Origin of the sequence: Rhodoferax sp. WC2427 (assembly GCF_040822085.1) — a bacterium.
Classification (GTDB): domain Bacteria; phylum Pseudomonadota; class Gammaproteobacteria; order Burkholderiales; family Burkholderiaceae_C; genus Rhodoferax_B.
On the sequence record NZ_CP162006.1, the window covers coordinates 2,948,428 to 2,968,311 of the forward strand.

Sequence of the window (19,884 nt, forward strand, 5' to 3'; positions counted from 1 at the left end):
TACCTCAGGGCCCGGTATCGGCACGCCGGCCGACCAACCATTGCTCCAGCCCATCGGCGGGCAGCGGGCGGGCGTACAAATATCCCTGCTGCACCCGGCAACCGCGGGCGGTCAGAAATTCGGCCTGCATGGCGGTTTCCACCCCTTCGGCCACCACCGTCAGGTCCAGGCCGTCGCCGATGCGCAGCACGGTGTTGGTCAGCGCGCGGGCGGCGGCGTTGTCGGCCAGGTCCTGCACAAAGCTCTTGTCCAGCTTGAGCTCATGGATCGGCAGGCGGTGCAGATAGCCCAGCGAAGAATAGCCGGTGCCAAAGTCGTCCAGCGACAGGTGCACGCCCAGGGCATGTACCGCGTCGATGGTGGCGGGCACACCGGCGGTGGTGTCCATGACCACGCTTTCGGTCATCTCCAGCGTCAAATCTTGCGGGCACAGGCCGTGCTGGCGCAGCAAGTCGGCCACCAGCGCGGGAAGACCGGGGTTTTGGAAGTTGCGGGCCGACAGGTTGACCGCCACCCGGGGCACGGCCACGCCACGGGCGCGCCAGTCGGCCATCTGGCGGCAGGCTTCCCCCAGGCCCCAGCGGCTGAGTTCGTCGATCAGCCCGCATTCTTCGGCCAGCGGGATGAACTGGTCGGGCGGCACCGCGCCGCGGCGCGGATGCTGCCAGCGCGCCAAAGCCTCCACCCCGTAGAGCACCGAGCCCGCCGGGCCGCTGACCTGCGGCTGGTAGTGCAGCTGCAACTGCCCCAGGCGCAATGCTTCGCGCAGATCGGCCTCCAGCGACAGGCGCTCCAGCGTGCGGCGGTTCATGGCGTCGTTGAAAAAGCGCAGGCAGCCGCGCCCATCGTGCTTGGCCTGGTGCATGGCCAGATCGGCCTGGCGCAGCAAGGTGTCGAAGTCGTGCCCGTCTTCGGGGAACATGGCCACGCCCACGCTGGCATTGGGGTGCACGGTGACACCCGAGGGCAGCACCAGCGGCGCGGCAATGGCGGCCAACAGGCGCTCGGCGGCCAGGGCGGCTTCCTCGGTGCTGCACCCGGTCAGTACCGCCACAAACTCGTCGCCCGCCTGGCGGCCCACCAGGTCGCGGCCCCGCACCTCCAGGCTGAGCCGGTTGGCAATTTCGCTCAACAGCACGTCGCCTGCGCCATGGCCCTGCTCTTCGTTGACGTGTTTGAAGCGGTCGATATTGATAAACAACAGGGCCAGCGGCTCTTGGGAGCGCAGGGCCTCGGCGACCGCCCGCTCGGCCTTGGTGCGCAGCATCTTGCGGTTGGGCAGACTGGTCAGCGCATCGAAAAAAGCCAGGTGGTGGATGTGCGCGCGTGCCTCTTCGCGCTCCATGGCCAACGCGCACAGGTGCAGGCTCACATCCACCAGCCGCTGGTGAAATGCGTCGGGGCCACGCCGGGTGCGGTAGTAAAACGCAAAGGTTCCCAGCACCCGGCCATCGTGGGCCTTGATGGGGCTGGACCAGCAGGCCAACAGGCCATACGGCAGGATCAAATGGGTGAACGGGGCCCACAGCGGATCGGTGGCAATGTCGGTCACCGTCACCGGATCGCCCCGCCAGGCGGCGGTCCCGCACGAGCCCACGGCAGGGCCGATGCAGAGACCGGCAATCGCATTGGATAGTTCGACCGGCAGGCTGGGGCCAGCCAAGGGCTGTAGCTGCCCCTGGGCGTCCACCGCCAGAATGGAGGCCACCACCTCGGGGGCGATGCGCTCCACCTCGCGGCAGACCAGGGCCATCAATTGCGCCAAGGGCAGCTCTTCGGCCATGGCGTGCAGCAGCTTGTACTGCAACACCTCGTGCATTTTGGTCAGGGTGATGTCGGCCAGCACGCCCACCACGCCGTTGAAGCGGCCCTCGGCATCGAACAGCGGATTGGCCACCACCGACACCCACAGCGGCCGCCCGGCCTTGGTGTAGAGCAGGATGTCGGCGCGCCCCCCGCCGGGCTGCTTCAATTCGCGCTTGATGCGCTCCACAACCTGCATATCGGTATGCGGCCCCGACAAGGAGGCGCTGACGGTGCGGCCCAGTACCTCGTCCAAGGTGTAGCCAAACATGCTGGTGAAGCCCGCATTGGCATAGGTGATGCGGGTGTCGGGTCCACCCACGATGAAAGCGTTGTGGCTTTGGCTGACCACCTCCAGCAACTGGCGCACGGAGTCTTGTGGCACCAGCCCATAGACACCGCCTGCCGGGTTGGCCTCTGGATCGATCAGCGCGAGCAGACGTGAAATGGGCATGGCCGCATTGTGAAAGTATTCAATCCAGTTTACCAACCAGCATGCGCGATAGCGGACAAGTTTGGGCGGCTACTCACCACGCAAACCCTTGGCATGCCGCGGGCCACCCGGCCACCACACACGCCAATAGTTAAGCATCAAATTAGCCTCTCACGACCATCCCATCAGCACAAGAAGCTATAAATTAAATAGCATCCACGCCGGCGGACGCAAAACTTGCCATCTCGGCCAGCACCAGGCAGGCCGACTGCAGCAGCGGCCAGGCCAGTGCCGCGCCCGAGCCCTCGCCCAGCCGCAGCCCGATGTCGAGCAGGGGTTGCGCACCCAGGTGGTGCAGCAGTTGGCTGTGGCCGCGCTCGCCCGAGCGGTGGGCAAACACGCAGCGTTGCAGCACCAGCGGCTGCAGGGCATGCGCCACCATCACTACGGCGGTGGTGATGAAGCCGTCCACCACCACCACCCGCCGCTCCTGGGCCGCCTGCAGCACCGCGCCCAGCATGGTGGCCATCTCGAAGCCGCCAAACACCTCCATCGCGTGCAACGGGTCTTTGACCGCCGCATGGCGCTCCAGCACCCGGGTCAGCACCGCCACTTTGCGCTCCAGGCCCGCCGTGTCCAGCCCGGTGCCCGCGCCGGTGCACTCGGCAACGGACAAGCCGGTCAGCCGCGCCATTAGCAGCGACGCGGCCGAGGTATTGCCAATGCCCATTTCGCCCAGCAACAGCACATTGCCGGGCAAACCCTTGACGATGGCACGGCCCTGGGCAACCGCGCGCTCGCAATCCAGCGCATCCATGGCCGGCCCGTCGAGGCTGTCGGCCGTGCCGTAGGCGATCTTGTAGTCCAACAGGCCCGGGCGTGGCGTGAAGTCGTGGCGCACGCCGCAGTCGACCACCGTCAGGGCCAAGCCGTGCTGGCGCGCCAGCACACTCACGCAGGCACCGCCCGCCAGAAAGTTCTCTACCATCTGCCAGGTCACATCGCTGGGATACGCCGAGACGCCGCGCGCCGCCAGGCCATGGTCGCCCGCAAACACCACCAGCTGCGGCTGCACCAATTGGGGGGCCTCTGTGCCCAAAATTTCACCCAACTGCAGGGCCAATGCCTCCAGGCCGCCAAGCGATCCGACGGGCTTGGTCTTTTGGTCCAACTTGGTTTGCAGGGCCTGGCGCAGGGCGGGATGGGACAGATCGGACAAGGTCATACAAGGGGCTCGTGGTTCGGCATAAAAGTCCCGGACGTTACATGAAAAAACAGGTATTACCCCGCCTAATAGTGCCGCTGGTATAAGAATTGCATCTGCTTCCAAAGCGCTATTAAGGGCAAACACCAGCAAGCATGCACCATTCTGGAACCTAGAATTTGTAGGTTATTGTGTACAGGCTCCGCCACTTTTCGTAACTGAATTACCAGGAAATATCGATGAAAAAAATTGTTCTGACCTTCGCACTGACCGCACTGGCTGCCGCCGCATTCGCCCAGGGCAAAGACCTGAAAGTGGCCATCGACCCGACCTACGAACCCTTCACCTTCAAGACCGCCGATGGCAAGCCCACCGGTTTTGACGTGGACATCGCCAACGCCCTGTGCGAGCAGATCAAACGCAAATGCGTGTTTGTCGAACAGGTGTGGGACAGCATGATCCCCGGCCTGCAGGCCAAAAAATACGACGCCATCATCAGCTCGATGTCCATCACCGAAGACCGCCTCAAAGTGGTGGACTTCACCAACAAGTACTACAACACCCCCAGCAAGATCGTCGTCAAGAACGACATCAAGTTCACCGATCTGGCTTCGCTCAAGGGCAAGAAAATCGGCGTGCTCAAAGGCAGCACCCAAGAAAAATACGCCAATGGCGAGCTGAAAAAGGTGGGCGTGGTCGTCACCCCTTACGAAGCCCAGGACCAGGTCTACCTGGACATCAAATCGGGCCGCCTGGACGGTACCGTGGCCGACATCGTGGAAGTCACCGGTGGCTTCTTGAGCAAGCCCGAAGGCAAGGACTACAAGTCGGTGGGCGAAGAGCTGTACATCCCCAAATACTTCGGCGGTGGTGCCGGTGTGGCGATCCGCAAGGGCGACAAGGCCCTGAAGGACGAGCTGAACACGGCAATCGCCGCCATCCGCGCCAACGGCACCTACAAAACCCTGAACGACAAGTACTTCAAATTTGACGTTTACGGTGCCAAGTAAGCCTTAGCCTCAGTACCAGGCTCAGCGCCGTGGTCAGGTTGTACCGCAACCGCCACGGCTTGTTTTTTTCTTCCCGGGATACTCCACTTGAACGATTACTACTGGTCCATTTTGAACGGCGCGGTGCTGACCGTCGGGGTGTCCCTGGCCGCCTTGGCGGTATCTGTTGTGCTGGGCCTGATCGGGGCTGCGGCCAAGTTGTCGGGCCGCCCGCTGCTGGTGATTCCCGCCACCGTCTACACCACCATCATCCGCGGCATTCCAGACCTGGTGCTGATGCTGCTGGTGTTCTACGGGGGCACGATCGGCGTGAATGCGCTGCTGGAGATGGCGGGCAGCGAAGCCACCCTCGACCTGAACCCATTTTTTGCCGGTGTCTTTACGCTCGGCTTCATCTACGGTGCCTACATGACCGAGACGTTTCGCGGCGCCATCATGGCCATTCCACGCGGCCAGTTTGAAGCCGCCGCCGCCTTTGGCATGGCCCCCCGGCAAACGTTCATGCGCATCACCGCACCGCAAATGGTGCGCTACGCCCTGCCCGGCTTCACCAACAACTGGCTGGTGCTGATCAAGTCCACCGCGCTGGTCAGCCTGATCGGCCTGCAGGAAATGACCTACCTGGCCAAGCAGGCCAGTGCCGCCACCCGGTCGCCCTTTGCCTACCTGCTGTTTGCGGGCGGGCTGTTTCTCATCTTCACCTGGGCCTCGCTGGCCGTGCTGCGCAAGCTCAACGCACGCTACAGCCTGGGCACCAAACGGATCGCGTTTTAACCATGAACTGGGAAGTCATATTCAGTGCCGACAGCCTGGCCATGTTTGGCGAGGGCATTGTCACCACGCTAACCCTGCTGTTTGCGTCCGTGGCCATCGGGGCCGTGCTGGCCGTGGCGTTTGCCCTGGCACTCACCAGCAACAACAAGGTTCTGGCTGGCATCGTGGGGGCCTACACCTTCGTGGTGCGCGGCACGCCGCTGCTGATCCAGGTGTACCTGATCTACTACGGCCTGGCCCAGCTCGAGTGGGTCCAGGCCCATTGGGACACCGTCTGGCCCTTGGTGTACTTCAAGAACGCCTTCTTCTGCGCCCTGCTGGCGTTTGCACTCAACACCGCAGGCTACACCGCCGAGATGCTGGCCGGGTCGATCCGCGAGACCAACGCAGGCGAGATCGAAGCCGCCCAGTCGCTGGGCATGAGCCGCTTCAAGATCCTGCTGCGCGTGGTGTTGCCCAGCGCCATGCGCCGCACCCTGCCCGCCTACAGCAACGAGGTGGTGATGATGCTGCAAAGCACCAGCCTGGCCAGCGCCGTGCCGGGCCTGCTGGACATCACCGCTGCCGCCAGCCGCATCTACTCCGACTTCTACCTGCCGTTTGAAGCCTATCTGTTTGCCGCCGCCCTGTACCTCATTGGCACCTTCGCCCTGATCGCCCTGTTCCGGCTGGCCGAAAAGCACTTTCTGGCCTACCTGGCTCCGCGCAAACACTGACCATCTATGTACCGTACCGACCACCTCCTGCGCAGCCAAAGCATTGGCAGCCAGAAGACCCTGAGCAGCTTCCATTTCGGCACCCCGGGTGCCCGCCCCAAGGTCTACATCCAGGCCAGCCTGCATGCCGAAGAGCTGCCCGGCATGCTGGCCGCCTACCACCTGCGCCGCCTGCTGGAGCAGGCCGAGGCACTCGGCCAGATCCAGGGCGAAATCATCCTGGTGCCGATGGCCAACCCCATCGGGCAGGCGCAGCGGGTGGACCACAAGCCCATGGGCCGCTTCGACCTGAACACCTCCGAAAACTTCAACCGCCACTTCCCCGACCTGTGCGCCGCTGTACTGCCACTGGTCGAAGGTAAGCTGGGTTCGGATGCTGCCGCCAACGTGGCCACCATCCGCGCGGCCATGGCCGCGCATCTGGATGCATGGCAGCCCGAGACCGAACTGGCCAGCCAGCGCAAGCATCTGGTCGGCATGGCTTTTGATGCGGACGTGGTACTCGACCTGCACTGCGACTGCGAAGCCGTGATGCACCTCTACACCGAAACACCCTGCTGGCCCGCCATGGAGCCGCTGGCCCGCCTGCTGGGCGCGCAGGCCGTGCTGCTGGCCAAAAACTCGGGCGGCCTGTCGTTTGACGAAAGCATGTCCGGCCCCTGGTGGCAACTGGCCGAAAAGCTGCCCTACCCCATTCCCCAGGCCTGTGCCAGCACCACGGTGGAACTGCGCGGCGAAGGCGATGTCAGCCACGCCCTGGGCCGCGCCGATGCCAATGCGATTTTTGGCTATCTGCAGCACCTGGGCGCAGTGGCTGGCGAGCCACCGGCCCTGCCCGAACTGGCCTGTGCCGCCACGCCCCTGGCCGGTGCGCAGTTTGTGAAATCGCCGGTGCCCGGCCTGCTGGTGTTTGCCGCGAAGCCGGGCGACCGCCTGGCCCTGGGCGAACTGGTGGCCGAAATCATCGACCCCGTCAGCGGCACGGTGCACGCCTTGCGCGCCGAAGTACCCGGCGTGGTGTACGCCCGTACCACCGAGCGCTACGCCACGCCTGGCGACGACCTGGCCAATATCGCGGGCAGCGTGCCCTTTCGCACCGGCAACCTGCTGGGCGCTTGAACTTTTTTGAATGCAGAACCTATGACCACCCAGCCCCTCAAACTCCAGGCCATCGACATCCACAAAAAGTTTGGCTCCAACGAAGTGCTCAAGGGTGTCTCGCTGGAAGCCCGTGCGGGCGATGTGATCAGCATCATCGGCAGCTCCGGCTCCGGCAAGAGCACGTTTTTGCGCTGCATGAACCTGCTGGAAAAGCCCAATGCGGGCCGCATCATCGTGGCCGGTGAAGAGCTCAAGCTGGTGGCCGACAAAAACGGCGAGCTGGTCGCTGCCGAGGCCAAGCAGCTGCAGCGCATGCGCACCAAGCTGGCCATGGTGTTCCAGCACTTCAACCTGTGGGCCCACATGACGGTGCTGCAAAACATCATCGAAGCCCCCATCCACGTGCTGGGCGTGCCCCGGGACGAGGCCATCGCCCGCGCCCGCAAGTACCTCAAGCTGGTCGATCTGGGCCAGAAAGAAGACGCCTACCCCGCCCACATGAGCGGCGGCCAGCAGCAGCGCGTGGCCATCGCCCGCTCGCTGGCCATCGAGCCCGAGGTCATGCTGTTCGATGAGCCCACCAGCGCCCTGGACCCCGAGCTGGTGTCCGAAGTGCTGCGCGTGATGCAGACCCTGGCCCAGGAAGGCCGCACCATGGTGGTGGTGACCCACGAAATGGGCTTCGCCCGCGAGGTGGCCAACCACCTGATCTTCCTGCACAAGGGCTGCATCGAAGAACAAGGCGTGCCCCGCGAGGTGCTGACCCAGCCCAAGAGCGAGCGCTTGCAGCAGTTTTTGTCGGGCAGTTTGAAGTAACCGCTATTCGGTGCCAAATCAGCCTCTAGCGCTTATGTATTGGGCATGAGAAGCTATCAATAATATAGCGATTTCGCAGACCATCCGGTCATGAAGCGCCGGGCCTGCGCCGCGTCCATGGGCTGGGCAATCCAGTAACCCTGGGCCTGGGCGCAGCCCATGCGGCGCAGCAGGTCAAACTGGGCGGCGGTTTCCACCCCTTCGGCGGTGGTTTCCAGGTGCAGCGCCTGGGCCAGCTGGACGATGGTTTGCACGATGGCCGCAGCACTGGTGTCGCCGCCAGCGCGGTCCAGAATGCTGACAAACGAGCGGTCGATCTTGAGCTTGTCCAGCGGAAAGCTGCGCAGGTAGGCCAGGCTGGAATAGCCAGTGCCGAAATCGTCCAGCGCCACCCGCACCCCCTTGCCGCGCAGCGCGTGCAACACCTCCAACACGGCCTGGCTGTCGTGCATCAGGGTGGATTCGGTGATCTCCAGCTCCAGCCGGGCGCTGGGCAGGCCGCTGTGCTGCAAGGCGCTGTCCACCACCGCCAGCACATCGGCATTGCCAAACTGCACGGCCGACAAGTTGACCGCCACCCGCAGATGGGTGGGCCAGCCCGCCGCGTCCATGCAGGCCTGGCGCAGCACCCACGCCCCCAGCGGCACGATCAGCCCGCTTTCTTCGGCCACGGCAATGAATTCCAGCGGCGACACCAGGCCGCGCAACGGGTGCTGCCAGCGCACCAGCGCCTCAAAGCCCAGCAGCGCACCGCTGGCCAGGTCCGCCTGCGGCTGGTAGTGCAGCACAAACTCGCCACGCTGCAAGGCCAGACCCAGGTCGCTCAGCAGCGCCAAATGCTGCTGGGCGTGCAGGGCCAGGGCGGGCTCGAAAAACCGCAGCCGGTGGCGACCGGCGGCCTTGGCGGCATACAAGGCCATGTCGCAGACCTTCAGCAACTGCTCGGCGGTGTCGGCATCGGTGGGCGCAAAACCTACGCCGATACTGGCCTGCACCGCAATGCGGTGGCCGTCGGCCACCCACGGCTGGGCCAGCGCGGCTTGAAGTTGACTCCCCAGACGCTCTGCCTGGGCGCGCTCCAGCAGGCCCGGCACCAGCACGGCAAATTCATCGCCGCCCAGCCGGGCCAGCAAGGCCAGCGGGTCCGCTACCGCCTGCAGGCGCAGGGCCACGGTTTGCAGCAACTGGTCGCCCACGGCATGGCCCAGCGAGTCGTTGACGGTCTTGAAGTTGTCCAGGTCCAGCAGCAGCAAGGTGCATGCCCCCCCGGTGAGGGCGGGTGCGAAATAGTCCGCCAGCCGTTTGCCGAACTGGTAGCGGTTGGCCAGCCCGGTCAGGGTGTCGATATGCGCCAGGCGGGCCATTTCCAGCTCGCGCTGGCGGGTGGCGGTGACATCGGAGCCCACGCCACGCCAGCCCTGCCAGCGGCCCGCACTGTCGTGCAAGGGTTTGGCGGTCAGCGACCACCACTGCAGCTGCCCGCCGACCCGCGCGGGCACCAATATGCCGCGAAACGGCTGCTGCTGCGCCAGGCATTTCTCCAGCGCCAGGAACATCGCTGCATGCGCGGGCACCATCTGCGGCGACAGGGACGCCATGCGTTGCACCAAATGCTGGCCTTGCAGCTCGCTGGGGGACACGCCCATGGCCTGCGCCAGGCGCTGGGACACATGGCGCAGACTGCCCTGGTGGTCGGTCTCCCACAGCCAGTCGCTGGCGTGCTCTTCGAAGTCGTTCAGCAGCAGGCCGACGAGCTGGTTCTGGCGCTCGATCTCGGCTTCGAACTTCAGGCCGTTGAGGAACATGCGCGAGGTCAGCAAAGTGGTGCTCCAGACCACCAGCGCGTAAAACGCCAGCAAGCCCGTGAGGTAGGTGTAGACCGCTTCCGCGCGGCTGGAAAACAGCACCGCCAGGCCCGCGCACAAAATACAGGACCACAAAATGGAAGCCTGTGGCAGGCAGCTGTACATCCAGCTCCCCATGCCGATGAAAGCCGCCAACACCGACGTGAGCAGCAAGCGGCCATCGCCATCGGCCGCGGTGTACAAATAGCCCGCCATCGACACAAACGCCAGCGCCGAAGCTGCAATGCCCGTCACCAGCAGCCGCACCGCGCGCAGGGACACGGGGGTCGACGGCAGCACCGCCCGGCGCGCCCACCACAGCCCGGCATTGCCCAGCGCGATGGCCGACACCAGCAGTGTCCAGCCCGCCACCACCCAGGAGTCCAACAGGCCCCAGAACACCGAGGCCAGCACCAGGGCACTGATGGTGTTGCCGATGCTGCTCAAGGGCAGTTGCCGCACCACGGCGTGGAACTGGCGGCCCCGATGGATAGCCGCCTGCTCGGCAGATGCAGCAGGGTCGCGCCAACAGCTCATCAGCCAGTCGGCGAACGGGAAACTAGGCATACACGTAAATCATGATGGCCCAGTGTAAACAGCTAAAGGCGAATTAATCCATCTAAAAAATGCGCTTGAAAATGTATACCAACATAGTCCGCCAAGCCGTCAAACACCGTGTCCAGCGTGGGCACCGTGGCCCCGAACAGGGCCTGCAGCGCGGCCGGGTCTTCCAGCAGGCCGTGCAGGTACAGGCCCAGCACATTGCCCGCCGCGTTCTGCCAGGCCAGGCCGTCGGGTAGCACCGCCCGCGCCACGTCCCCGCCCCGGGCCATGGCCGCGTGCTGCTGGGTCTGGCCATGGTGGATTTCATAGCCCGCCACCGCCACCCCGGCCAGCGCGGCCCACGGACCGGTCATCTCGGGGGCGAAGCGGGTGTGCCGGTGCTGCACGGTCTTTTGCACTTCAAACTGGGTGACCAGCGGCAGCAGGCCCAGGCCGGGCGCGTTGCCATCGATGCCGTGCAGGTCGATCAGCGCCTCACCCAGCATCTGCAGGCCGCCGCAGATGCCCAGCACTGTGCCGCCGCGCGCCGCGTGCGCGGTGATGGCGGCATCCAGCCCCTGCTGGCGCAGCCAGGCCAGGTCGCCACTGGTGTGCTTGGAGCCGGGCAGGATGACCCAGTCGGCCCCCGCCAGATCTGCCGGGCTGCGCGCCCAGACCAGGCGCACGCCGGGCACGTTTTTCAGTGGCTGGAACTCGTCCAGGTTGCTGATGCGCGGGTAGGCCACCACGGCGATAGTGCGGGTGACGGTGCCCGTCGCGCGGCTGCGGTCATCGAACACGCCGTCTTCCTCGGGCAGGCCATGCTGCCACCACATCGGCAGCGTGGCCACGGTGGGCACGCCGGTCAGGTCTTGCAGCATCTGCGGGCCGGGGGCCAGCAGGGCTGCATCGCCGCGGAACTTGTTCAGCACAAAGCCGTGCAGCAGCGCCCGGTCCTCGGGCGGCAGCAGCGCCCAGGTGCCATACAGATGGGCGAACGCGCCGCCCCGGTCGATATCGGTGACCAGCAGGCAGCGGGCATCGGCATGCCGGGCCACGCGCATGTTGACGATGTCGCTGCTGCTGAGGTTAATCTCGGCGGGCGAGCCCGCGCCCTCGATCACCACCACGTCGTATTCGGCGCGCAAATCATCCAGCGCCTGGGCCACCACCGGCCAGACCCGGGCGCTGCGGCTGCGCCAGTCCATGCCGGTCAGCTCTGCATTGACTTCGCCCAGCAGCACCACCTGGCTGTGCGTGTCGCGCTCGGGCTTGAGTAGCAGCGGATTCATGCGCACCTCGGGCACGGCGCGCGCCGCCAGCGCCTGGAAATACTGGGCGCTGCCGATCTCGCCACCGCCAAAAAAGGCCCCCACGCTTGTCACTTCGTGTACTGCGCTGCCCCCCGATGGGGGCGTGCCTTGCTTGGGGCGGCCCTGCGCGGCGGCAACCACCCTGGCGTTGTTGCTCATGTTCTGCGCCTTGAACGGCGCAACCTTCAGGCCCTGGCGGGCGTAGTAGCGGCACAGCGCGGTGGTCAGCCAGCTTTTGCCAGCGCCGCTGGTGGTGCCCAGCACCATGGTGCAAGCAGCGAGGGTCATGCCAAGGGGTGGTTCATACACGCATCCAAAAAATAAAAAGATTTATAAAAAATAGCGGCCTTGTGCTGTCTGGACAAGCACGAGAAGCTACTAATTCAATAGCAAAAAACCCGATGGTACCGGCAGGCATCTCCCGCTTTGCCCACTGACACAGGCTTGCCACATCAAAAGAACAGAATTTTCACCTACCCCACCCCTCCTCCAAGACAAGGACTCCCCATGACCGCCATCGACCGCCGCTCTCTTCTCCGTGGGGCCGCCGGAGTGGGGCTGACCGCCGTCTTCCCCGACAGCATCCAGAAGGCCCTGGCCATCCCTGCCAACGCGGTGACCGGCACCCTCCAGGACGTGCAGCACATTGTGGTGCTGATGCAGGAGAACCGCTCTTTTGACCACTACTTCGGCACGCTGCGCGGCGTGCGCGGTTTCAGCGACCCGCGCGCGGTGCGCCTGTACGGCTCGGGCAATTCGGTGTTCGAGCAGCCCAACCAGAACGGTGCGGGTGTGACGCAAACGCCCGCCACCGTGCTGCCCTTCCGCCCCGCCGGTGCCGACCTGGGCCTGGCGTTTCTGGCCGACCTGGCCCATTCCTGGAAAGACGCGCACGGGGCCTGGAACGGCGGCCGCTACGACAAATGGGTGCAGAACAAAACCAGCAAAACCATGGGCTACCTGCAGCGCAGCGACATCCCCTACTACTTTGCGCTGGCCGATGCCTTCACCGTGTGCGATGCCTACCACTGCTCCATCATGGCCTCCACCGACCCGAACCGCTACTACCTGTGGAGCGGCTGGTCGGGCCAGAACGGCACGCTGAGCGCCGATGGCGCGGCCACCGGCAGCACCCCCGGCAAGGTGGTGCTGGGCAGCAACGGCAACGGTGCTGCGCCCTACGGCCCGGTGGTCACCAATGCCGAGGCGGGCTACAACTGGCGCACCTACCCCGAACGGCTGCAAAGCGCCGGGGTGAGCTGGAAGATCTACCAGGACATCGGCGTGGGCCTGACCGCCGCGGGCTACTGGGGCTGGACCGGCCAGCCCTACATCGGCAACTACGGCGACAACTCGCTGCTGTACTTCCAGCAGTACCAGAACGCCCAGCCCGGCGAGCCGCTGTACGAGCGCGCCCGCACCGGCACCAACATCTACAACAACGGCGCATTCAACAACGGCGCGCTGTTCGACCAGCTGCGCAGCGACGTGCTGAACAACACCCTGCCCCAGGTGTCGTGGATTGCCGCGCCCGAGGCCTATACCGAGCACCCCAATTGGCCCACCAACTACGGCGCCTGGTACGTCAACAACGTGCTGGCTGCGCTGACCGCCAACCCCGCCGTCTGGGCCAGCACCGTGCTGATCATTTGCTACGACGAAAACGACGGCTTCTTCGACCACGTGGTGCCGCCCACCCCGCCGATGACGGCCGCACAGGGCCTGTCCACCGTCAGCACCGCCAATGAAATCTACCCCGGCAACGGCAGCGCCACCTACCCCGCCGGGCCTTACGGCCTGGGCGCGCGGGTGCCGATGCTGGTGGTGTCGCCCTGGAGCAAGGGCGGCTGGGTCAACTCCCAGGTGTTTGACCACACCTCCATCGTCCAATTCATCGAAAAGCGCTTTGGCGTGACCGAGCCCAACATCACCCCGTGGCGGCGTACCGTCTGCGGCGACCTGAGCTCGACCCTGGACTTCTCGATCGCCAGCGCCACCGCCTCGCGCCTGCCCAGCACCGCCGCCTATGTGCCACCCGCCGCCGACATCACCGGCAGCAAGACCTACCCCAACCTGCCGGTCGCCCCGCCTGCCAACCAGAGCATGCCGGTGCAGGAGCCCGGTGCCCGCCTGGCCCGCGCCCTGCCCTACCAGCTGCAAGCCACCAGCGTGGTGAACCCGGTGAACCAAAGCATCGGTATCAGCTTCGGCAACGCCGGAACGGTGGGCGCGTGGTTCCATGTGCGCACCGCCAACGGCACGCTGGCCGGTGGCTCGACCGGCCCCTGGGGCTACACGGTAGAGGCAGGCAAGTCGCTGTCCGATACCTGGGCCCCGCCCGCTGGCTCCAGCGCCTACGACCTGGCGGTGTACGGGCCGAATGGCTTTTTGCGCAAGTTTGCAGGCAACCTGGGTGCCACGGCAGCCAAGCTCAATGTCCAAAGCCTGTACGACACGGCCAGCGGCGGCATCTCGCTGGTGGTGACCAACGTGGGCACCACCGCCACTACCGTAACCGTGACCGACCAGTACCAGCACACCAGCTCGCACCAGACGGTGGCCCCCGGTGCCAGCTTCCGATCGGACTGGACGCTGCAAACCAGCGCCCGCTGGTACGACCTGCTGGTCACCGCCAGCAGCGATGCCAGCTTCGTCTGCCAGTGCGCAGGCCATGTGGAAACCGGCAAGCACGGCGTGAGCGATCCGCTGCTGTGAACGCCGCATCCCCTTTACTTCAAACAGGAACCCCCATGCTTTCCCAACTCCCCACCCTGCTGCGCAAAGCCAGCCTGTGCCTGGCTTTCACCACCCTGTTCGCCAGCGCCCATGCCGGGCTGGTCTACAACAACCTGGGCGCGGCCCCCAGCGGCTCCGACGCGGTCTATGGCTACGGCCCGCTGGCCAATTCCTTTACCACCGGGGCCGAAGGCGGCACGCTCAAAGGCGTGCAGGCTCTGCTGGTGAACCTGGGTCCGGATGTGGTGGGCAACGTCCAGGTGAACCTGTTGGCCAGCAACGGCGCGGCCCCGGGCAACACCCTGCTGTCGCTGGGCAGCCTGTCGAGTGCGGAGATTGCATCCAGCGGCTTCCAGGCCTACCGCTTCGCGCCCACCTCGGCCTTCAACCTGGCGGCCAACACCACCTACTGGCTGGAGATCCTGGCGGCGGACGTGAACGCCATCCAGTGGGCGTTCGCCTCCGACCTGGCATTTCCCGGCGTGGCGGGCGAATCGTCGTACAGCGCGGCCTTCGGCGTGAGCCCCAACGCCAGCGCCGCCCTGGACGGCTACGGCCCCTACCAGATGGCGGTGGAAGTGCCCGAACCCGGATCGCTGGCCCTGGTGAGCCTGGGGCTGATCGCGGTGGTGTTCGTGCGCCGGCGCACCGCAAGCCTGCGCTAAAAAATAGAAGAAATTGGGCTCCTGCGCCATATACACCAGCATGAGCAGCTATCAATAACAGAGCAATCTGTTACCAGGCTGCCCACACGCACTGGCCGCGCCCGGCCGCCTTGGCGGGGTACCGGGCGATGTCCAGGCGGTTGTACGGGCTGCGCAAGCTTTTGTTGGGCGGCAAGCGGGCGGTAGCGGCCAAGCCGGTGGTACCGGACTGACGGGCAGGCCCGGCATCAGGCATTCGGCAATAGGCCGTCTGCGCGCCCGCGGGTTCCGGCCACGGTGTCGGCATTCAGCCGGTCGTTCAGGGCCAGCCGGGCCTCGGCCTGCGCCACGGTAAAGCCCCAGGCGGCCTGGTGGCGCGCCACCAGCCGCTGCATCGCCACCTCCATGGGCACGTCCAGGTACCAGCAGGCGTCAAGCAGGCCGTCCAGGTTCCAGCCGTGGTCGTGGTGCAGCAGGTACAGGCCCTCGACCAGCACCAGCCGGGTGGCCGGGCCGACGGCGACTGCATCTTCTTGCGGGTCGCCCACGCCGTGGTCGAACGCGGGCCACAGCACCGGCGCGGCACCGGGCTCCAGAGAGGCCAGGCGCAGCGCTGCGATCCGGGCGGCCAGCCCGGCGGGGTCGAAGGTCCAGGGCGCGCCACGCCGGGCCAGGGCCGCAGCCGGGTCAGGCATCTGGGCCAGGGCGGCACGGCTCAGGTGGAAGCCGTCCATGCCCAGCGCCTGCGCCGTGCCCGGCCCGGCCTGGGCGTTGACTTCGGCGGCCAGCTGGGCGGCAATGGTGCTTTTGCCGGAACCCGGCAGGCCGACGATGCCGACGATCGTGCGCCGGGTGGGGTGGGCGGCCAGCAGGGCCAGGAGTTCGGCGGCGGGTTGCAGCAGGGTGGGGGCAGTCATGGCGCCTATTTTCGCCGCTGTTCCAGGTCCCGCAGTGCGGCTTCGAAGGTGTCGAAACGGAAGCGAAAGCCCTCGGCCAGCAGGCGCTGGGGCACCACGCGCTGGCCGTCGGTGAGCAGCGTGGCCTGCTCGCCCAACAGCAGCCTGAGCACCACGGCGGGCACCGGCACGGCCAGCGGGCGGTGCAGCACTTTGCAGGCAATGCGGGTGAATTCGCGCTGGGTCACAGGTTGCGGCGCGGTGAGGTTGTAGGCCCCGGTGGCGGGCACGCTGTCAAGCTTGGCCAGCAAAAACGCCACGGCCCCCAGGACATCGTCCAGATGCACCCAGCTCAGCACCTGGTCGCCACTGCCCATCTGCGTGCCCAGGCCGAAGCGGAATGGCTGCAGCATCTGCGGCAGCGCGCCCTTGGGGCCCAACACCACACCCAGCCGCACGGTGGCCACGGCCACGCCATGGGCGGCCATGCCCTGGGCGGTGCGCTCCCAACGCTGGCACAGCTCGGACATGAAAATCGGCTGCGGCGGGGAGCCCTCGCCCAGCGCACCGGGGTCGTCCACCGCCTGCACGCCGTAAAAACCGATGGCCGAGGCCGACAGCAGCCAGCGCGGCCTGTGCGCCAGCTGCGCCACCCAGTCCACCAGGGCCTGCGTGACCCCGCTGCGGCTGGCGTGCAGTACCTGCTGGCGCGCGGGCGACCAGCGCGGGCCCAGCACGGGCTCACCCGAGAAGTTCAAAATCGCGTCCACCGGCGTATCCTGCAGCTCCGCCAGCTGGGTGATGCAGCGCACAGCCTCGCCGTACATCTTGCGGCCCTTGTTCAGGTTGCGCACCCACAGCGTGAGCTGGTGCCCCTGGGCCAATAGCATGCGACACAGCGCCTGGCCGAGAAAACCGGTGCCGCCGGTGACGAGAATGTGGTGGTGTGGCATTTGCACTGTAGGAATAACCCGTTTTGGAATCTCTGGATGGAAATTACATTCTCTAACAATTACCAGCTCCTCGCCCGCTATAACCACGCAATCAACTTGCGTTTGTACGCGGCTTGCGACGGCCTGGGCGACGCCAACCGCAAGCAAGACCGTGGCGCGTTCTTCGGCTCCATCCACCGCACGCTGAACCACTTGGTGGTGGCCGACCAAATCTGGTTGCTGCGCTTCATGGAGTGCGGGGCCGCACACGGCGTGGTCTGGCCGGTGCTGGCCGATGCCATCCGCATGCCGCCCCAGCACCCGCTGGACCAGCCGCTGCACGCCGACTGGAGCGCCCTGTGCGCCCACCGCGAGGCGCTGGACTTGGCCATCGAAGCCTGGCTGGCCGACGCGCCCGTCGAAATGCCAGGTTGGCCCATGGCCTACGCCAACTCCAAAGGCACGCTGCGCCAGCATCCGCTGTGGCAGGCGCTGACCCATTTTTTCAACCACCAGACCCACCACCGGGGCCAGGTGACCACCTTGCTGTCGCAACAGGGGGTGGACATGGGGGTGACCGACCTGATCGCGATGGTGTGAACCCGCACGTGGCTTTACACAAACGCTCATATTTTTATAGCTGCTTACGCCCACTGCACCAGCACAAGAGCCGCTTTTGCATACACAACTGAATGTAAAGACCCTGCGGCAGCGCGTTACATTGGGAGACCCCAACGCCGTTGTCCACCATGACCGAACCGCACTTCGCCGACACGCTTCCCATGGCCCTGCCAGCGGCCAAACCCACCGCCGTCACCACCACTGACACCACCACCGTCACCGCCCCCGCACCACCCGCTGCAGCGGCTGACCCCGTGGCAACCGCTCACCCGCTGGACATCGTCTTCACCGGCTCGGGCAGCGAATACTTTCGCATCTGGATCGTCAACCTGCTGCTGACCCTGGTGACTTTCGGCATTTACTACCCCTGGGCCAAGGTGCGGCGGCTGCGCTACTTTTACGGCAACACCCTGGTGGATGGCGCGGCGCTGGACTTCCATGGCAACCCCAGGAAGATGCTCAAGGGCTCGGCGCTGGTGGCCGTGCTGTTTGGCCTGTATTCGCTGGCGGGCCAGTTCTCGCCGGTGGCGGGGCTGGTCGCGCTGGTGCTGGTGGCGCTGATTGCCCCGGCGCTGGTACGTGCGTCCATGCAATTCCGGCTGGCCCACACCAGCTGGCGCGGCCTGCGGTTTCGGTTCACCGGGAGCATGCCCGAGGTGTACCGCGCGGTACTGCCGCTGTACGTGCCTGCGGTGCTGATCGTGGGCTTTATGGCATTTGCCGCACCGGAACCCGGCAAGGCCCCCAACACCACGGCATTTGTCGTGGCCCTGCTGGGCCTGCTGGTACTGACCATGGCCATGCAGCCCTGGACCTTCTGGAAACTCAAGCAGTACCAGCACGACCACTACGCCTTTGCCACGGTACAAGCACGCTTTACCGCCACGCCCTGGGGCTTTTACAAGCTGACACTCAAGGTCTGCGGCTTTGCATTGCTGGCCATTGCCCTGCCGGTGGCCGCCATCGCCGTGATGGTGTTCACCGCCCCCAGTCCCCAGCAGGGTCTGCGCGGGCTGGCACCCGTAGCGGCCCTGCTGCCGTTTTTGCTGATGCTGCTGGTGCTGGTGGCCGTCAAGCCCTATGCCGTGTCGCGCACGCAAAACCTGGTGTGGGACCACACCCGCAACCACGACCTGCAGTTCCACAGCGCCCTGCGCTTTGTGCCCCTGCTCTGGCTGACCCTGAAAAACTGGCTGCTGGTACTGCTCACGCTGGGTCTGTACTGGCCGTTCGCCGCCATTGCCATGGCGCGCATCCGCCTGCAGGCCGTGTCCATCGCCACCCGCGTTGCCCCCGACACCCTGGTCGGCCAGCGCCCCCATGGCAGCAACGAGGCCGCAGGCGATGCCGCGGGCGACATGCTGGGCTTTGACCTGGGCCTATGACCTTACCCACCCTGCCGCTGTCGGCCACCTACTTTGACGGCCTGCAGGCCCGTGCCCAAATGGTCTCGCTGCAGGTGGCCGACGGCGCGCTGCACATCACCGGCGATGGCATAAACCGCCGCGTCGCCCTGCCCGACGTGCGCTGGCCCGAGCGCACCCGCCACGGCGTGCGCGTGACCCACCTGGCCGACGGCGGCGAACTGCACTGCGCCGACAGCGCCGCCTGGGATGCCTGGAGCCAGCACAGCGGCCTGGTGGAGTCCTGGGTGGTGCGCCTGCAGCAAAGCTGGCGCGGCGTGCTGGCCAGCGCCCTGGCCCTGGTGGCCGTGCTGGCGGCGCTGCACGCCTGGGGTCTGCCGCTGGCCGCCCAGGCCGCCCTGTACCTGCTGCCCGAGAGCGTCGATACCTCGCTCGGCGATGCAACATTGGAGGCGGTGGACGAAGACCTGATGCGCCCCAGCCAGTTGCCACGCGCCGAACAAGCCCGCGTGCAGGCCGCCTTTGCCCAGGCCGTGGCCCAGGCCCGGCCTCGGCTGCCAACCGCCAGCCTGCCCGAGTGGCAACTGGTGTTCCGCGCCAGCCGCATCGGCCCCAACGCCCTGGCCCTGCCCGGCGGCACCATCCTCATGACCGACGAACTGGTCTACCTGGTCGGGCGCGACACCGACGTACTCACCGCCGTGCTGGCCCACGAACTCGGCCATGTGCAGCACCGCGACGGCCTGCGCATGCTGGTGCAGGTCACCCTGCTGGGCACCGTGGGCTCGCTGGTGCTGGGCGACTTCAGCACCCTGCTGGCGGGCACCACCGCCCTGCTCGGCCAGGCCCACTACTCCCGCGAAGCCGAGCACGCCGCCGACGTAGCCGCCGTGCAGTTCCTGCAAGCGGCCCGCATCGACCCTGCGGTCATGGTCACGTTGTTTGACAGACTGGCCGAGGCGCGCAAAGACAAACGGGACGCAACCGCCGATCAAGACAACTGGCTGGGGATTGCGTTTGCGTCCCACCCCACCGATGCGGAGCGGGTGCGGTTTTTTCGGGAGGCGGGGAAGGGGAATTAGGTGTGCGAAGTTTTCAGAGGGTTTGTGCTGACGGCATGGGCGTGTGCAGCTC

Annotated in this window: 17 protein-coding genes; 10 read left to right on the plus strand and 7 right to left on the minus strand. The window is 66.0% G+C overall.

The window, feature by feature from the left end; all coding sequences use genetic code 11:
• Positions 1-4 precede the first annotated feature (4 nt).
• Positions 5-2,257 carry an EAL domain-containing protein gene (locus AB3G31_RS13950; protein WP_367846682.1) on the minus strand — a complete coding sequence of 751 codons (2,253 nt, stop codon included), beginning with the start codon at positions 2,255-2,257 and terminating at the stop codon, positions 5-7.
• Positions 2,258-2,441: 184 nt separating this feature from the next.
• Entirely contained in the window at positions 2,442-3,461 is a 1,020-nt protein-coding gene (gene cobT, locus AB3G31_RS13955; RefSeq protein ID WP_367846683.1) for a nicotinate-nucleotide--dimethylbenzimidazole phosphoribosyltransferase, read from the minus strand.
• 218 nt (positions 3,462-3,679) lie between these two features.
• On the opposite strand from cobT, the gene AB3G31_RS13960 reads away from it, so the two are divergent.
• The 5 genes from AB3G31_RS13960 (at position 3,680) to AB3G31_RS13980 (ending at position 7,857) form a co-directional block, all read left to right on the plus strand.
• Positions 3,680-4,450: a lysine/arginine/ornithine ABC transporter substrate-binding protein gene (locus tag AB3G31_RS13960; protein ID WP_367846684.1), complete on the plus strand. Its 771-nt coding sequence runs from the start codon at positions 3,680-3,682 to the stop codon at positions 4,448-4,450.
• 87 nt (positions 4,451-4,537) lie between these two features.
• Positions 4,538-5,224: an ABC transporter permease gene (locus AB3G31_RS13965; RefSeq protein WP_367846685.1), complete on the plus strand. Its 687-nt coding sequence runs from the start codon at positions 4,538-4,540 to the stop codon at positions 5,222-5,224.
• 2 nt (positions 5,225-5,226) lie between these two features.
• The gene (locus tag AB3G31_RS13970; RefSeq protein WP_367846686.1) at positions 5,227-5,940 is read left to right on the plus strand and encodes an ABC transporter permease; all 714 of its coding nucleotides are present in this window, start codon (positions 5,227-5,229) and stop codon (positions 5,938-5,940) included.
• A gap of 6 nt (positions 5,941-5,946) precedes the next feature.
• On the plus strand, positions 5,947-7,059 hold the full coding sequence (locus AB3G31_RS13975) for a succinylglutamate desuccinylase/aspartoacylase family protein (protein WP_367846687.1): 1,113 nt from the start codon (positions 5,947-5,949) through the stop codon (positions 7,057-7,059).
• Between the two features lie 21 nt (positions 7,060-7,080).
• Positions 7,081-7,857, plus strand: a complete 777-nt coding sequence (locus AB3G31_RS13980) for an ABC transporter ATP-binding protein (protein ID WP_367846688.1) — start codon at positions 7,081-7,083, stop codon at positions 7,855-7,857.
• Positions 7,858-7,913: 56 nt separating this feature from the next.
• Here AB3G31_RS13980 and AB3G31_RS13985 read toward each other — a convergent pair whose 3' ends face one another.
• Together AB3G31_RS13985 and AB3G31_RS13990 are read right to left on the minus strand one after the other, a co-directional pair.
• The gene (locus AB3G31_RS13985) at positions 7,914-10,268 is read right to left on the minus strand and encodes a putative bifunctional diguanylate cyclase/phosphodiesterase (RefSeq protein ID WP_367846689.1); all 2,355 of its coding nucleotides are present in this window, start codon (positions 10,266-10,268) and stop codon (positions 7,914-7,916) included.
• A 32-nt stretch (positions 10,269-10,300) separates the two neighbouring features.
• Positions 10,301-11,845 (minus strand): cobyric acid synthase, encoded by a 1,545-nt coding sequence (locus AB3G31_RS13990; RefSeq protein ID WP_367846690.1) that lies wholly within the window; start codon positions 11,843-11,845, stop codon positions 10,301-10,303.
• Between the two features lie 219 nt (positions 11,846-12,064).
• Here AB3G31_RS13990 and AB3G31_RS13995 point away from each other — a divergent pair, with 219 nt between their 5' ends.
• The gene (locus AB3G31_RS13995; protein WP_367846691.1) at positions 12,065-14,272 is read left to right on the plus strand and encodes a phosphocholine-specific phospholipase C; all 2,208 of its coding nucleotides are present in this window, start codon (positions 12,065-12,067) and stop codon (positions 14,270-14,272) included.
• A 35-nt stretch (positions 14,273-14,307) separates the two neighbouring features.
• Positions 14,308-14,958: a choice-of-anchor R domain-containing protein gene (locus tag AB3G31_RS14000; protein ID WP_367846692.1), complete on the plus strand. Its 651-nt coding sequence runs from the start codon at positions 14,308-14,310 to the stop codon at positions 14,956-14,958.
• A 70-nt stretch (positions 14,959-15,028) separates the two neighbouring features.
• Here AB3G31_RS14000 and AB3G31_RS14005 read toward each other — a convergent pair whose 3' ends face one another.
• From AB3G31_RS14005 to AB3G31_RS14015, 3 genes are read right to left on the minus strand one after another with little or no spacing between them, the layout of a single operon-like run.
• Positions 15,029-15,151 carry a hypothetical protein gene (locus AB3G31_RS14005; RefSeq protein ID WP_367846693.1) on the minus strand — a complete coding sequence of 41 codons (123 nt, stop codon included), beginning with the start codon at positions 15,149-15,151 and terminating at the stop codon, positions 15,029-15,031.
• A gap of 34 nt (positions 15,152-15,185) precedes the next feature.
• Complete coding sequence (locus tag AB3G31_RS14010) at positions 15,186-15,854, minus strand: hypothetical protein (protein ID WP_367846694.1); 669 nt, start codon at positions 15,852-15,854, stop codon at positions 15,186-15,188.
• A 5-nt stretch (positions 15,855-15,859) separates the two neighbouring features.
• Positions 15,860-16,786 (minus strand): TIGR01777 family oxidoreductase, encoded by a 927-nt coding sequence (locus AB3G31_RS14015; protein ID WP_367846695.1) that lies wholly within the window; start codon positions 16,784-16,786, stop codon positions 15,860-15,862.
• 36 nt (positions 16,787-16,822) lie between these two features.
• Between AB3G31_RS14015 and AB3G31_RS14020 the strand changes: the two genes are divergently transcribed.
• The 3 genes from AB3G31_RS14020 to AB3G31_RS14030 all read left to right on the plus strand — a co-directional run bounded on the left by AB3G31_RS14020 (position 16,823) and on the right by AB3G31_RS14030 (position 19,832).
• On the plus strand, positions 16,823-17,365 hold the full coding sequence (locus tag AB3G31_RS14020; protein ID WP_367846696.1) for a DinB family protein: 543 nt from the start codon (positions 16,823-16,825) through the stop codon (positions 17,363-17,365).
• A 149-nt stretch (positions 17,366-17,514) separates the two neighbouring features.
• Positions 17,515-18,771 carry a YjgN family protein gene (locus AB3G31_RS14025; protein WP_367846697.1) on the plus strand — a complete coding sequence of 419 codons (1,257 nt, stop codon included), beginning with the start codon at positions 17,515-17,517 and terminating at the stop codon, positions 18,769-18,771.
• Positions 18,768-19,832, plus strand: coding sequence for a M48 family metallopeptidase (locus AB3G31_RS14030; protein WP_367846698.1), 1,065 nt, complete (start codon positions 18,768-18,770; stop codon positions 19,830-19,832). Before AB3G31_RS14025 ends, AB3G31_RS14030 begins: the two co-directional genes overlap by 4 nt.
• The last annotated feature ends 52 nt before the right edge of the window (positions 19,833-19,884 follow it).

Coding starts and splice junctions, on each gene's coding strand:
- AB3G31_RS13975 (WP_367846687.1), top strand. CDS start 5,947: ATGTACCGTACCGACCACCTCCTGCGCAGCCAAAGCATTGGCAGCCAG.
- AB3G31_RS13995 (WP_367846691.1), top strand. CDS start 12,065: ATGACCGCCATCGACCGCCGCTCTCTTCTCCGTGGGGCCGCCGGAGTG.
- AB3G31_RS13985 (WP_367846689.1), bottom strand. CDS start 10,268: ATGCCTAGTTTCCCGTTCGCCGACTGGCTGATGAGCTGTTGGCGCGAC.
- cobT (WP_367846683.1), bottom strand. CDS start 3,461: ATGACCTTGTCCGATCTGTCCCATCCCGCCCTGCGCCAGGCCCTGCAA.
- AB3G31_RS13950 (WP_367846682.1), bottom strand. CDS start 2,257: ATGCCCATTTCACGTCTGCTCGCGCTGATCGATCCAGAGGCCAACCCG.
- AB3G31_RS14000 (WP_367846692.1), top strand. CDS start 14,308: ATGCTTTCCCAACTCCCCACCCTGCTGCGCAAAGCCAGCCTGTGCCTG.
- AB3G31_RS13960 (WP_367846684.1), top strand. CDS start 3,680: ATGAAAAAAATTGTTCTGACCTTCGCACTGACCGCACTGGCTGCCGCC.
- AB3G31_RS14020 (WP_367846696.1), top strand. CDS start 16,823: ATGGAAATTACATTCTCTAACAATTACCAGCTCCTCGCCCGCTATAAC.
- AB3G31_RS14010 (WP_367846694.1), bottom strand. CDS start 15,854: ATGACTGCCCCCACCCTGCTGCAACCCGCCGCCGAACTCCTGGCCCTG.
- AB3G31_RS13990 (WP_367846690.1), bottom strand. CDS start 11,845: ATGACCCTCGCTGCTTGCACCATGGTGCTGGGCACCACCAGCGGCGCT.
- AB3G31_RS14015 (WP_367846695.1), bottom strand. CDS start 16,786: ATGCCACACCACCACATTCTCGTCACCGGCGGCACCGGTTTTCTCGGC.
- AB3G31_RS13970 (WP_367846686.1), top strand. CDS start 5,227: ATGAACTGGGAAGTCATATTCAGTGCCGACAGCCTGGCCATGTTTGGC.
- AB3G31_RS13980 (WP_367846688.1), top strand. CDS start 7,081: ATGACCACCCAGCCCCTCAAACTCCAGGCCATCGACATCCACAAAAAG.
- AB3G31_RS14025 (WP_367846697.1), top strand. CDS start 17,515: ATGACCGAACCGCACTTCGCCGACACGCTTCCCATGGCCCTGCCAGCG.
- AB3G31_RS14030 (WP_367846698.1), top strand. CDS start 18,768: ATGACCTTACCCACCCTGCCGCTGTCGGCCACCTACTTTGACGGCCTG.